Origin of the sequence: Jatrophihabitans telluris (assembly GCF_023516435.1) — a bacterium.
Lineage (GTDB): Bacteria > Actinomycetota > Actinomycetes > Mycobacteriales > Jatrophihabitantaceae > Jatrophihabitans_A > Jatrophihabitans_A telluris.
Map to the genome: position 1 here is coordinate 2,650,276 of NZ_CP097332.1, position 13,444 is coordinate 2,663,719.

The 13,444-nt window shown below is 63.7% G+C and carries 11 protein-coding genes; 2 read left to right on the forward strand and 9 right to left on the reverse strand.

Going from position 1 to position 13,444, the window contains the following annotated elements:
- Positions 1-30: 30 nt before the first annotated feature.
- The 9 genes from M6D93_RS12350 to M6D93_RS12390 all read right to left on the reverse strand — a co-directional run bounded on the left by M6D93_RS12350 (position 31) and on the right by M6D93_RS12390 (position 9,383).
- The gene (locus M6D93_RS12350; RefSeq protein ID WP_249769539.1) at positions 31-852 is read right to left on the reverse strand and encodes an alpha/beta hydrolase; all 822 of its coding nucleotides are present in this window, start codon (positions 850-852) and stop codon (positions 31-33) included.
- Between the two features lie 13 nt (positions 853-865).
- Positions 866-1,531, reverse strand: coding sequence for a carbonic anhydrase (locus M6D93_RS12355; RefSeq protein ID WP_249769540.1), 666 nt, complete (start codon positions 1,529-1,531; stop codon positions 866-868).
- Positions 1,532-1,623: 92 nt separating this feature from the next.
- Positions 1,624-2,322, reverse strand: a complete 699-nt coding sequence (locus tag M6D93_RS12360; protein WP_249769542.1) for an alpha/beta fold hydrolase — start codon at positions 2,320-2,322, stop codon at positions 1,624-1,626.
- Between the two features lie 186 nt (positions 2,323-2,508).
- Positions 2,509-3,339, reverse strand: a complete 831-nt coding sequence (locus M6D93_RS12365) for an alpha/beta fold hydrolase (protein WP_249769543.1) — start codon at positions 3,337-3,339, stop codon at positions 2,509-2,511.
- Between the two features lie 184 nt (positions 3,340-3,523).
- Positions 3,524-5,023, reverse strand: a complete 1,500-nt coding sequence (locus M6D93_RS12370) for an ABC transporter substrate-binding protein (RefSeq protein ID WP_249769544.1) — start codon at positions 5,021-5,023, stop codon at positions 3,524-3,526.
- An 86-nt stretch (positions 5,024-5,109) separates the two neighbouring features.
- Positions 5,110-6,825 carry an ABC transporter ATP-binding protein gene (locus tag M6D93_RS12375; protein WP_249769545.1) on the reverse strand — a complete coding sequence of 572 codons (1,716 nt, stop codon included), beginning with the start codon at positions 6,823-6,825 and terminating at the stop codon, positions 5,110-5,112.
- 23 nt (positions 6,826-6,848) lie between these two features.
- Complete coding sequence (locus M6D93_RS12380) at positions 6,849-7,523, reverse strand: ABC transporter permease (RefSeq protein WP_249769546.1); 675 nt, start codon at positions 7,521-7,523, stop codon at positions 6,849-6,851.
- Between the two features lie 193 nt (positions 7,524-7,716).
- Positions 7,717-8,655, reverse strand: a complete 939-nt coding sequence (locus tag M6D93_RS12385) for an ABC transporter permease (RefSeq protein WP_249769547.1) — start codon at positions 8,653-8,655, stop codon at positions 7,717-7,719.
- A gap of 155 nt (positions 8,656-8,810) precedes the next feature.
- Positions 8,811-9,383, reverse strand: coding sequence for a TetR/AcrR family transcriptional regulator (locus M6D93_RS12390; protein ID WP_249769548.1), 573 nt, complete (start codon positions 9,381-9,383; stop codon positions 8,811-8,813).
- Between the two features lie 156 nt (positions 9,384-9,539).
- Here M6D93_RS12390 and M6D93_RS12395 point away from each other — a divergent pair, with 156 nt between their 5' ends.
- On the forward strand, positions 9,540-10,526 hold the full coding sequence (locus M6D93_RS12395) for a helix-turn-helix domain-containing protein (protein WP_249769549.1): 987 nt from the start codon (positions 9,540-9,542) through the stop codon (positions 10,524-10,526).
- A gap of 159 nt (positions 10,527-10,685) precedes the next feature.
- Positions 10,686-13,436 carry an ATP-binding protein gene (locus tag M6D93_RS12400; protein WP_249769551.1) on the forward strand — a complete coding sequence of 917 codons (2,751 nt, stop codon included), beginning with the start codon at positions 10,686-10,688 and terminating at the stop codon, positions 13,434-13,436.
- Positions 13,437-13,444 lie beyond the last annotated feature (8 nt).

The window sequence follows — 13,444 nt, forward strand, 5'->3', positions numbered from 1 at the left end:
CGCTCCTTCGGCCAGTTGGGGGGTGCGGCGTCATGACTCGGCGCTGTTTCGGTCGGCCGCCGCCACATCGGTCTGCCTCGGCGTGTGCTCGGACAGCCAGCGCAGGGCGAATTCCGCCACGTCGTGCCAGCGGCTGTCAAACACCAGCGCGTGGCCGCGGTCGGGAAAGACGTGGTAGTCGGTCACGGCGGCCGACGCGGAGTACAGACCATGGGCTTGTCGACTCACGACCTCGGGGACGGTGTGGTCTCGGCCTGCGCCGATGATCAGCAACGGTCCTCGATCACCGGTGGTCGTGTTGACGGCCGTCGCTGATTGCGGGTTCTTCTTCGCCCCGGTGAGTTCAAACACCGGTAGGCCGGGGCCGGGGATTGCAAATTTGTCGTACAGCTGGCTGGATTCGTCCTTGCTTATGGCGTTGCCGAAGCCGAAGCGGAACTGTCGCCGGGAAAGGGCCACAGCGCGCTTCTTGTTTCCCGGTCGGCTCAGCACGGGCAGCGCGGAGCGGATCTGGGCGAGCGGGAGCTTGTCCGCGCCACGGATCGGCGCCGGGCTGATGACAGCGGCCGCGGCCGCGTGACCGCTGGCAAGCAGTTTCTGGGCAATGAGACCGCCGAACGAGTGACCAATCACGATCGGCTTATCCGGCAGTGTGGAAATGAATTTCTCGTACCCGATTGTGAGTTCACCGACCCCGAGGCCGGCCATGAGTCCGGGGTTCGCTCGGGTTTCGGCCGCCGTCACGCTGTCGCCCATCCAGCCGGGGGCGTGCGCGGGATGGCCGCGCTCAGTGAACAGGGTTTGCCAAGGTTGCCAGGCAGTCGCGTGAATCCAAAGGCCGTGGATGAACACGACCGGTCGCTGTTCAGCGGTGGGCGTAGACATTGTTTCCTCCTGCATTAGTAGATCGGGGCTTCGCCCTGGCGTGCCGCCGGTTCCAGGCGGAACCAGGGCGATGGCAGAACCAATCAGCGGTCAGCTCGCCATCGCCGCGGCCGGCATGGGCAACGCCGGTACGACGGTGGACAGCAGACCGGTCGTTACGTCGTAGGTATGACCGGGCAGGGTGATCGTGCGGGGCAACCTCGCGCAGGCCAGCACCTTCTCTACGTCGCTGCGCACGGTCTCGGCCGGGTCGACCACCGCCCCGTTGGATGAGAGCAGTTTCGTCGTCGGACTCCATCAGCTCCATGTATCCCGCGCGGACCTCAGGATCGGCAAGGAAGCTGCTTCCGCATTGATTGTGGTGGACGATTGTCACTTCAAAGGTCGGTCCGCCGGGTATGAGCTTGCGTTGGAGATAACCGATGTAGGCCATGTCGTCGAGCGCGGCTTGCGTGACGCGTCCGCCGAGATGGCGGACGACAATCGCGTTGCCCATGGAGAGTTCGAGAAGTGCGAACGGGTCGACTCTCGGGTCGAGGCAGGAGATGGCGAAGACGGCATGCCGTGGACGGAAATCGGCCTGCTTCCACGCTGGAGTGGTGGCGAAGTGCTTGTTCCGCTGGAGCAGTGCGTCGAGGTCAGACATTGGGAGTTCTCCTTCGGGTGGCGCGAGGTCTCTGCACGATTCGCCGAGTACTGCGCGTCCGGACCCCGGGTCCCGAACGCGCAGCGGCTCGATCAGCTGTGTTTTGCGGCGGTGACGATGAGACCGGTAACCGCGCACGGATCGGTGACCATGGATAGGTGTGGTGCGTTGACCTTCAGGATGTGCGCTCCCGCTCGGGTCGCCATCACCTGTTGTTCGGCTGGCGGAATGACCATGTCGCGGGTGCCGATCAGATCCCAGGATGGAATGGTTTTAAAGGCTGGTACACCGGGTGATGCTTGGGTCAGGGCGGCCGCGGAGAGTGGACGTTGGCCAGCGGCTAGGACGGAGGTGACGCTGGCTGGGGCGCCCGTGGCGAAGATCGCCGGGAAGAGATTGGGCTTGATGTACAGATCAGTGCCGACGACTTTGCCGGTCGCGTCGGTGAAGTTGACCGCGTTGAAGGTCGTGGCCGGGTTCAGCGCCGAACCGGGCAGCGCACTGGTGAGTCCGATGACAGTGTCACCCTGGGCAGGGACGTAGGCGTCGATGTACACCAGTGCCTTGACGTTCGGGTTGCCGGTCGCCGCATTGGTGGTGAGCATTCCACCGTAGGAGTGGGCAACGAGCACAATAGGTCCGGGCACGGTGGCCAGGTAGTCGTGCAGGTATCGGGAATCGTCCACCGGGCCGCGCAGTTCGTTGGGGGGGACGTCGACTGTGTAGCCGAGTCGCTGCAGCTTTTTGGTGACGGCGTTCCAGCTGGATCCGTCGGCCCATGCCCCGTGCACGAGCACGATCGTTGGCTTGACTTGAGAAGGCGTGGTACCGGCACTCGCGCTACTGCCTGACGTAAGCGTGGCGGCGGCGACGCCGACAAAAGCGATGAGCGCACTTCGAACGATATTTCGTCGGTTGAGCATGACTTTCCTTTCAGAGGAGTACGTGGATTGGTGCTGCCGTGGGTAGGCCGTCGACTAATTGAGGAAGTCGAGCAGGGCTTTGTTGACCTGGTCGGAATGGGTCCAGGAGATGGCGTGCGGCCCTCCCTCGATGACGACGAAGGTGAGGTCTTTGGTCAGGGACTTGAGTCGGTTTCCGGTGAACTGGATGGGCAGCACCCGGTCCTGATCGCCTTGAATCACAAGGATGGGGACGTTGAAGCTCGCCACGTCCGATCGGAAGTCGGTCGCCCAGGTTTGGATACATTCGACGGCGGCGATCGGGGACCCCTCCAGGGCGATCGTCAGGCTGGCCTGAAACGCCTCGTCTGTGACGAGCGACCCGGCGTAGACGTCGATGTTGTAGAAGTTGTCGAGAAAGCCCTTGAGCCAGGATGGGCGGTCAGTGATCGCGGAGGTCTTAAAGCCCTCGAACAGCGACTGCGGCACGCCATCCGGGTCATCCGGCGCTGAAACGAAGTACGGCGGGATCGGCGAGACTAGGACCGCCTTGCTGACGCGGGCGGACCCGTATCGGCCGAGGTAGTGGGCAACGTCGCCGGATCCCATCGAATGTCCGACCAGGACGGCGTCGTGGATGTCCAGGGCCTCGACCAGGGCGTTGAGGTCCGCAGCGAAGGTGTCGTAGTCGTAGCCCACTGCAGGTTGGCTTGATCCGCCCCAACCGCGGCGGTCGTAGGTGATCACGCGATAACCCGCGTCCAGCAGGGTCGGCACCTGCTTCTCCCACGCATGCCCGTTGAGGGGGTAGCCGTGGCTCAACACGACCGGGGTCCCCGAACCGTGGTCTTCATAGTGCATTTCGATGTCGCCGGAGTTTTCTCGTCCGAGCTTGACGTATGGCATGGCGCGGCTCCTCGTGAGTTGGTGGCCGAGCAGTGTCTGCCTCGTGCCTCCGTGTTGGAGAGGCCAACTCTGTGCCTGCGGCTGGTTGCTGGCATCCCTGGCGACGCCTAGTGCTCCCGCTCAATCCCCTAGGGGGTGCGTAGCTCATGAGCCCGGATGCAACGTCGAAGCTAAGGTCAGCTGGTCAGGTGATGCTGACTTCGTCCCACGCGATCTCGCCAGTACCGTTCGGAATCCCGTGCACTGCGTGGGTGGTGACGTTCCACTGGTTGGTGGTGAACAGCAGCGGCGCGTACGCCTTGTCGTTCAGCGCTGTGTACACGGCGTGGTAGCTCGCACCGGCGGCCGTTGGGGTTTGTTCCGCTGCTGCCGACGCGATGAGGTTGTCGAGTTGTTCGTCGCGGACCAGTGAGAACAGTCCGGTTGATGCGTAGGACGCGGCGAGCCCGGGCATGAGCGAGGGGTTGTAGCTTCCTACCTCGGTGGCGACTGCCTGCAAGGTGCCGGCCTGGGTTGCTTTGACGGCCTGCGGGATGGTGATCAAGTCGATTGTCGCTTTGATTCCGGCCAGTGCCCACTGTTTCTGGAGGGCTTCGACGATCGGGACCTGGATCGGCGTGTTGAGGGTCGAGATCGTGAACGACAGTCCGCCGAGCTGGCTCACCAGCGACTTTGCTTTGTCGAGGTCGAAGGTACGATATCCCGGTACTTGCCCCTCCCAGTACAGATCGCCAGGGCCGCCGGGTGACTGCGATACGGTGCCTGCTCCGTGGAAGATGAAGTTGTTGATCTCGTTTGGGTCGGTTGCGTAGTAGATTGCTTCGCGTGCGGCGAGGCTCGTGAAGGGCAACACGCGGGGATTCAGATTGACCGCTTCGGTCTGGGTGGCGGGTATCGGCAGGACTGTGAACTGGTCCTTCATCTGCGGCAGGATCGCCGGAGTCGCCAGGTTCATATAGATCTGGGCCTCGTTCGCGCGCAGCGCCTCGTAGGCTGTGGTGTCGTTAGCTACGGAGCGAAACATCAGTCGTTGAACTTTCGGGTATCCGCTGCGCCAGTACGTCGGGTTGGCTTGCAGGACAAGGGTGGAACTCAACTGGTCCGACACGACCACGAACGGGCCCGCGCCGATTGGTTTGAGCGCGAACTCCGCGGCGCTGAGTGTGCCCATCGCGGTCGGCGATGCAATCCAGTTCGGTGCGGCGTCGAGGAACGCGTCGATGATCGCCGGATCGGGACTAGTCAGATGTAGTAGCACGTCTGCGGGGCCGTTCGTCGATACCGATGAGACAGCGGCGAAGTTCTGGCTGCAGATACAAGCTGCATCGTGCGCAAGATCGCGTTGGATGTTGAAGGCGACGGCGGTGGCATCGAATGGGGTGCCGTCGCTGAACTTCACCTCTGCCCGCAGCGCGATGTCGACGGTGAGATCGTCGTCACTCACGGTGTATCCGCTGGCCAGTCCGGGGGTGATGTGGCCGCTGGCGTCTCGCAGGAACAGCTGTCCGTAGATTGCGTTGAATAGGTCGTGGTTGACGCTGGCTGCCCGGTTGGTCAAAGGATCGAGACCACTCCAGGTGCCGTAGGTTGAGGCGAGTTCCAGGACCGTGAGTTGGGATTTCGTCGCCGGGGTGTGGGTTGAGCGGGCGCAGCCGGCGGCGGCGGCGAGCAGGAGGCTGAGCATCGCCAGCGTTGCGATTGACCTTCGTGACTTCATTTGTGCTCTCCGTCTTCACTTTGTCTCGGTCTCGGGTTGCGGCGCCGGGCGGGTCATGGGACGTACGGGAAATGGCAGGCCACCTCGTGAGATGCGCTGACCGCTCGAAGGCGTGGGCGTAGCTGGCCGCAGATGGCCTGCGCGCGTGGGCAGCGCGATCGGAAGATGCAGCCGGTGTCGTCGTCGCGGCCTGCGGGGTTCGCGGCTGGGTTGGTCAGGCCTGCCTGGTTGGGTGCCGAATCCCGGCCCGTGAGCCCATGGGAGTAGGGGTGGGTCGGTGCGTTGAAGATGCGCGCCGCGGGACCGACTTCGCAGAGCTGACCGCGGTACAGCACGGCGACGCGGTCGCTGACGGCGGCGGCCAGGTCAAGGTCATGGGTGATGAACAGGTACGAGCATCCCTGCTCACGTTGGAACTGTGTGAGCACGTCGAGGGCCCGAGTCCGTGTCGTCGCGTCCATGGCTGAGAACGCTTCGTCGCAAATGATCAGCTCGGGCAACGGAGCTAGCGCGCGAGCCAGGGCGAGGAGCTGTAGCTGTCCCCCGGACAGCTGGCTCCGACGGAGGGAACTGAAGATCAGCCACGGCAGTCCGACCCGGTCGAGCGTTTCCCGGACGCGAGCACGGCGCTCAAGGCGCGTGCCGGAATGATTGACGCGTAAGGGTTCAGACACGATCCTGAATACCGTCCACGTCGGGTCGAACGCGGCACCCCGATTCTGGAAGATCAACTGGACCGATGCGCGTTGCCACGGTCGCACCTTGGCCGGCAGCGTCGTTGGGTCGACGCCGTCAATGCTCACGTGTCCCGACGTCGGGGGCGGCGAGTGAAGAATTGAGTGTGCGAGGGTCGTCTTGCCGGCGCCGCTGGCTCCGATCAGGGTGAGTGTCTCGCCCCGGCGCACGGTGAGCGAGACATCTGATAGCGCGACTGTCGGCGAGGTTCCACGTCTTGGACCGTCGAAGCGGTGAGAGATGTTCACGAGTTCGACTAGTGGCGTTCCTTCGACGAACGATCCTGTCGGATCGACGAACGGACCAACGACGGCAGGCCCCGGCCGTGGGGGTTGTGTCCCGCCTGTTTCGGCGAGTCTTTCTGTCGCCCGTTGAACGACCCGGCCGTCACGTAGCTCGACTACGTCATCTGCGTATGCGGCCACGAGGTTGGCATCGTGGCTGATGAGTAGGACGGCCATGGACAGGTCCTGGCGCAAAGAAGCGAGCAGGTCCATCATGTGCCGCTGCGTTTCGACATCAAGTGCCGTCGTCGCTTCGTCCGCGATGAGGACTCGAGGATTGCTGGCCAGGGCGATAGAGATCAGGGCGCGCTGCCTCATGCCGCCCGAAAGTTGATCGGGATAGCTCCGGTACACGCGGTTCGGATCGTCGAACCGCATAAGTTCCAGCAGCTCGACACTGCGGGCACGCGCGACCCGCCGCGGGCATCCTCGCGCTCGTTGTGCCTCGACGAGCTGCTGCCCTATGCGCATGGTCGGGTTGAGCGCGCGATCAGCATTTTGTGAGATCAGCGCAATGTTCGGCGCGCTGCGATCGGGACCAACGCCGAGTATTTCCTGGCCACCGACAAGGATCGAACCGTCGAGCTGCACTGCGCGAGGAAGCAGAGCCGTGATCGCGCGCGCGGTCGTGCTCTTTCCTGATCCGGATCGACCGACCAGCGCGACCATCTGCGCGGGCAGCACCGAGAACCCGACGTCTGTGAGCGCAGCATGGTCTGAGCCTCGATAACGCACGGTCAGACGGCGCACGTCCAGGATTGGGGTTGCCGGTGTCATCGGACGGTGGCCCTGCCCCTGATGGCGTCGCTCAACACCGTCGTGGAAAGCACCAGCAAGACCAAGAAGACGCTGGGAACGACCACCAACCGTGGCGACGTGGTGATGTACTCCTGCCCCTGCGCGATCATGTTTCCCCAGCTGGCCGCCGGCGGGCGCACTCCCAACCCGACAAAGCTCAACGACGCCTCGAACATGATCGCGCCCGACAATCCAGCCGCCGAAAACGTCAGCAGATGCAACCAGAGGTTAGGAGCGATGTGCGTGACGATCACCCGCCGCGCGGACACACCTGACAGCTGGGCCGATATGACGAAGTCCTCCGAGCGCAGCCGGAGGGTATGAGCGCGGGCCAAACGCGCATAGACCGGGACGCCGACCGCAGACAGGGACCAGATGACGTTGCCTTCGCCAGGCCCCAGGCTCGCGGCGATGACGAAGCTGAGAACGAGCGACGGGAACGTCTGCAGAAGATCGACTGCGCTACTGATCAGCTGGCCGCGCCATCCGCCGATGTAGCCCGCAAACATGCCCAGCAGACCGCCGAGCAGCAACCCGACGACATTGCTCGCGAGTGCCACCTCGATTGAGATCCGGCCTCCGGCCAGTACCCTCGCGAACTCGTCGTTGCCGAGCGGATCAGTTCCCAGCGGGTGGTGGGTCGACCACATTCCTAGGCCGGCGTCCGCGACTCTCCCCGCGGCCGGCGACGGCAGGTGAGCAACCCACGGGCAGAGAAAGCACGCCAAGACAACCGCCGCTAACGCAACAGACGGCACGTAGATGCTCAAGGAACCGCACCTACGGATGATTCGCCGGCGACCACTCCCGGTTATCGGCCTCTGCCCGACGGTTTCGGCGTCGCTAACCCACAGCAACGTGCACCCTGCGGTTCAAGACGCGGTACCAACGATCTGTAATCCGGTTCGCCGTCAGAACCGTCAACGCTGACAGCAGAACGACCGCTTCGACCACAGGAACGTCACGACCCTGGATGCCCTGGACAAACATGGACCCCACCCCCTGGATGCCGAATACCTCTTCGACGACCACCGTCCCGCCGAGCACCGCGGCGACGTTGAGGCCGATGAGCGTGACCGTCCCAAACAGCGCGTTGCGCAACGCGTGCCGGGTGAGCACCCGCCAGGTGGACGCTCCGCTGCAGCGCGCGGTGAGGATGTACTCGGCATTGCGCATCTGATCGATCAAGTCGCCGCGAAGGACACGCACGTACAACCCGAATAAGGGCAAGGCCAAAGTCACTGACGGCAAGGCGGCCGACGCCGCGTTGCCGAGCACACTTTGGGTCAGCGGCACGAAACCGCTGGTGGGAAACCACTTCAGCTGGACCGCGAAGACGCTGACCAGCCCGATTCCGACCACAAAGGGGGTTACTGAGACGGCGCCGACGCTGACCGCACTGCTCAGCCAGTCCGCCACTCCCCCAGGCCTTCGCGCGGCCAGGAGGGCCATCGGAACCGCGAACGTCAGCGAGAACACGAGTGCGATCGCGATCAGCTCCATGCTCACCGGTACGCGACCGGTGAGCATGCCCATGACCGGCTGACCGGTCGCCAGCGAGGACCCCAGTCGCCCGTGGACCAGATCCGCAGCCCAGCTCAGATAGCGATCAAGGAAGCTGCGGTCCAAGCCGAGCTTGCGATTCAGGGTGGCCACGTCTGCCGGCGTACCGCCCTGCCCCAGCTGAACCTGCGCGGCGTTGCCGGGCAGCAGCTGAACCAGCGCAAAGGTGACGAAACTGAGCGACCAAAGCAGTGCAAGTACCCGAGCGACCTGCCCCACTAGACGGGGTTGCTCGCGCCTGTGTTCAGAGCCGCCCACTTCGCGCACGCTACGTCGATTGGGCGCAGTCCGAATCCTGGAAACCCCTTAGTCCGTGACTGAGCCGGAGACTTCAGATCTGACGCCGCAGCCTCGGCGCCTGGGAGGTTGGTGGGCTACCAGCGCTCAACGTCGTGGGCGATGGTCTCGGATGCCCGGGCGGCCCCACCTGGATCGATGCGCGCCATAGCTACGATCCCGAGATGGCTGGCGGTCAACATGTCTGCTCGCGAGCTGCGGTGTGCCACCTCTGGCATCGATGCCAGCGCGTTCATCATTGCGGCGTGAACCCGCGCGCGGTACCTACGAACCATGCTGTCCGCTTGCTGGTCGAGTTCTTCAACTTCCATCAGCATGTTCAGCATGAAGCATCCTCGTTTAGCGATCCGCGAGTCAGGCGAACGCATCACGAGCGCCATGGCGATGAAGAACCCGGCGATCTGAGCTGCCCCTGATCCGGGCACCTCCATCGGCGCGAGCAAGGGACCGATGACATCGCGCAAGTAGCTTTGAGCGGCCTCCTCATAAATGCCGCGTTTATTACCAAAAGCGGCGTAAAGGCTTGAGCGGCTTAAACCGGTAGCTCGTTGCAGATCGGGGAGCGACACGGCGGCGTAGCCGTGCTCCCAGAACAGCTCCTGCGCAGCCTGCACCGCAACTTGGTAGTCGAAGCTACGCGACCGTGCCATCAGTCAATCTCCCAGGCGAGCGAGCACATTCGGGACCGGTTGTCCACCTATAGGAAGCAAGGTTTGATACAGCGTATGAGGTCATAGTTGCTCTCGTCCAAACGCTAGGGGAGTGTGCGCGCCGGCCCGTACACCAACACGGGAGGCGGGTCCGCAGTGGCGCTGATACTCGACACCCGAGCGTTCGCACGGCCCGACCGCGCCGATGTCGTGCGCGAGACGATTGCCAGCGCGGTAGTGCACGTGGACATCGAGTTCGCGAGCGAGCGCGGCGCGGCCGACGTGTACGGCACTATCGCGGATCTCGGTGCCATGCGGCTGTGCTCGGTTCGCTCGGACGCCCTGAAAGTGGAGCGCACCGCGAAACTGGCAGGCGACGACACAGCACCTCGGATCTTCCTGGCCCTCCAGATGGAGGGATCGAGTCTGATCGTGCAAGGGGGGCGAGAGACGGTCCTCCACGCCGGAGAACTGGCCTACTCGGAGTCGAGCGCGCCGTACTCACTGCTCGACGACGGCGGGATACGTCAACACTTCTTCGCGATCCCCGTCGCCGCCTTGGCCCTACCCCAGGACGCGATCAGCTCGCTGTCGGCGACAACGCTCGCACCGAACGACCCGCTCACCGACCTCACCGCAAACTACCTCGGCCGGATTGCCGCCCGTGGCGAGATATTTGCTCATCCGCGTGCCGATTCGATCGGACAGCCCAGCATTGACTTGGTGCGCGCACTGCTCGCCACCCATCTCGACGCGTCGACCCCGGCACGAGACTCGATGTACGGCACTCTGGCCCTGCGGGTTCTCGAGTACACGCGCGCCCACCTCCACGAACCTGACCTGCGTGCCTCCTACATCGCGGCCGCCCACAATATCTCGGTACGCCAGCTATACAACGTGATGACTGAGGCCCACATATCTCTCGGTGACTGGATTCGGGAGCACCGACTGGAGGAATGCCGCCTCGAGCTGGGTCGACCTCAGTCCCGACATCTTGAGGTCGCTCGGATCGGCCGCAGCTGGGGCTTCCGGGATCCCTCGACCTTCGGGCGCGCCTTCAAGGCCGCCTACGGTGTAACTCCGGGCGAGTGGCGCCGCCTGCATAGTTATCGGGGGCCTAAGCCTCGTGACAAGCAAGGTTGATCGAGTTTTTGCGCAGACATCTATACAACGAGTGCAGCATCTTCACAATCGCCTCGTGCCTGAGGCCCGCCGACCTACGCTTCGTTGCGAACCAGATCGCAAGGCGCACCCACGACGTCTCGCGACAAGTACGCTCACGAATCGCGAGGCGGCCAGGCAATGTTAGTCGGTCGGTCGAGGGAACAGGAGGCGCTGCGTAACGTCGTTTTGTCCCTCGGCCAGGGCCTGAGCGCTGCCCTCGTTCTGCGCGGCGAGGCCGGCATCGGCAAGACTGCGCTCCTTGACGACGTGGTCGAGATGGCTGCCGATGTCGACGTAGTGCGACTAGCAGGCTTGGAGTCAGAGGCACACCTGGAGTTCGCCGCGATGCACCGCCTTCTCATCCCCCATCTTTCGGGAGTCGACGCGCTGCCGCCAACCCAGGCCCAGGCATTGCGCACGGCCATCGGTCTCGCCGCAGACGTTCCGGCGAATTCCTTCCTCCTGGGTCTCTCGGTTCTCACACTGCTCGCCAACTCAACCCCGACCAAACCATTACTCATTGTGATCGACGACGCCCAGTGGCTCGACGCTGAATCGGTCGAGATTCTCGGCTTCGTCGCACGGAGACTCTTCGCCGAGAGCATTGGCATGATCTTCAGCGTCCGGGAACCAGCCGATCAGCAACTGCTCGAGGGAATCCCCACGATCCACGTAGGTGGACTATCGCGTTCTGACGCATCGGATCTCTTGCTGACGCTAGCTCCGGAGCATGTAGACCGGCAGGTATCCGACCGGGTCGCAATCAGATCCCGCGGCAATCCTCTCGTTATCATCGAAGTAAGCCGCGAGCTCGAAACCATCGAGACATCGCGGAGCCTGCTTCTCGACGACCCACTCCCGATGGGGGAGCGGCTGGAGAAGCACTTCGGCGAACAGGTCTCGACGCTTCCAGGTGACTGTCAACGTACGTTGCTTTACGCAGCAGCTCACCCAGACCTGGATATTCGACTGCTGTGGACAGCAACGGCCCGCGACGGCATTAGCTCCGACGCGGCACACCCGGCAGTCTCCTCCGGCCTCGCCAAGATCGCAGCCACACTCCAATTCCGGCACCCGATGATCAGATCGGCCGTGTATGCGAACGCATCCACCTCTGATCGTCGACACGTACACGAAGTTCTGGCGACTCTGATGGATCCCTCGACGGAGACTGATCTACGTGCTTGGCATCTCGCGGCCGCAGCGAACGGACCGGACGAGGATGCCGCGGCCGCCCTTGAGGAGGGCGCACGCACGGCGCGGTCCCGAGGCGGCTACCTGTCAGAGGCGACGTACCTGGCCCGGGCTGCCGACCTGTCCCCCGACCCGAAGCGACGTGCATCACGACTGCTCAATGCCGCCCAAGCAGCACTCACCGGAGGAGCGCCCTTGCGCGCCCAGGCCCTGCTGGACGCCGGTCTCTCGCAGGGTCAAGATCCATTCCTGCAGGCTCAAATAAAGAAGGTCCAAGCCAACGCTCTGCACCGCGCAGGTAAACCCGGCCGCGACACGCCAGCCATCCTCATGTCGTCCGCGACAGTATTCGCGGCAATCGACATCGACATGGCCCGCGAAACCATGCTCGAGGCGCTGGAGCAAACGTTCATACGAGGTGCGCTCATCACGGGTACAACACCACTCGAGGTCGGGCGGGCTGCGCTGCTCATGGTCTCTGAGAAGGCTGACGTGACTGACGTCCTGCTCGCTGCCACCGGGACGTACCTGTGCTCGGGCTACCTGGAGGCGGTGCCGTTGATCCGGCGTGCCATCGTTGCTCTAGGCGCGGCTGACGCTCTCGGTGAGCAGGTGCCACGGTGGTTCGCGCTCGGCCAGTTGCTGGCCCAGTTGGTTTGGGACGAAAAGGCTGCTCACTCATGGCTGATTCGCTGCGAGGCACTCGCGCGAAGGACCGGCGCGATCGAGTACTTGACGATGACGCTCACACCTCTGTCTGGCGTGGAAGCTGTCTTGGGTGAACTGGCCTCAGCCGAATCACGGATCGCCGACCTGCGCCAACTCTCTCGCGCCATCGGAATCGATGAAGACCGCGTGAACAAAATCGAGAACGCCCGATTGCTGGCATGGCTTGGTCTCGACGACCGTGCTCGCGAGGCAGCCACCAGGTCGTTCGAGGTCGGAGCCGCGATCGGGGCTGGCAACAACCAGCGGCTGGCACAACTTGCACTGGTCGTCGTGGAGCTCGGCCGAGCCCGCTACAACGAGGCCTACTCGGTCTGTAAGAAGCTCATCGAGTACGATCAGCTGGCCCTGACCAACGAAGCTCTGCCCAACCTTGTCGAGGCGGCAGTGCGCAGTAACCACTTTGACGAAGCCCTCTTAGCCGTTGAGAATTTGGCCGTACGTGCCCGAGCAAGCGGGACTCCGTGGGCGCTCGGGCTGCTTGCTCGATCCGAGGCGATCGTGGCCACCGACGCCGACGCGGAAATGCTCTTCGACCGTGCGATCAGCCATCTCGGGCAAACCGCTGTGCGCACCGATCTGGCCCGATCGCACCTGCTCTACGGGGAATGGCTCCGCCGGCAGAAGCGACGCTCGGACGCCCGTACGCAACTCCGGATTGCACACGACATGTTCGACGACATGGGCGCGCGCGCCTTTGCCCAGCGCACTCAAACCGAACTCCTCGCAACCGGGGAACGACACCACACCGCAGCCCACGATCTGACCCCCCAGGAAGCGCAGATCGCCCGGCTCGCCGCCGACGGAGCCACGAACAATGAGATCGCCACCCAGTTGTTCATCAGTTCACACACTGTCGAGTACCACTTACGAAAGGTGTACCGAAAGCTGGACGTAGCGAGCCGACGCAGCTTGCGCGCAGTCATGCGCGGGTCTGCTGCACGGATGGGTGACAACCGACTGTCCTAGCCTTCGGG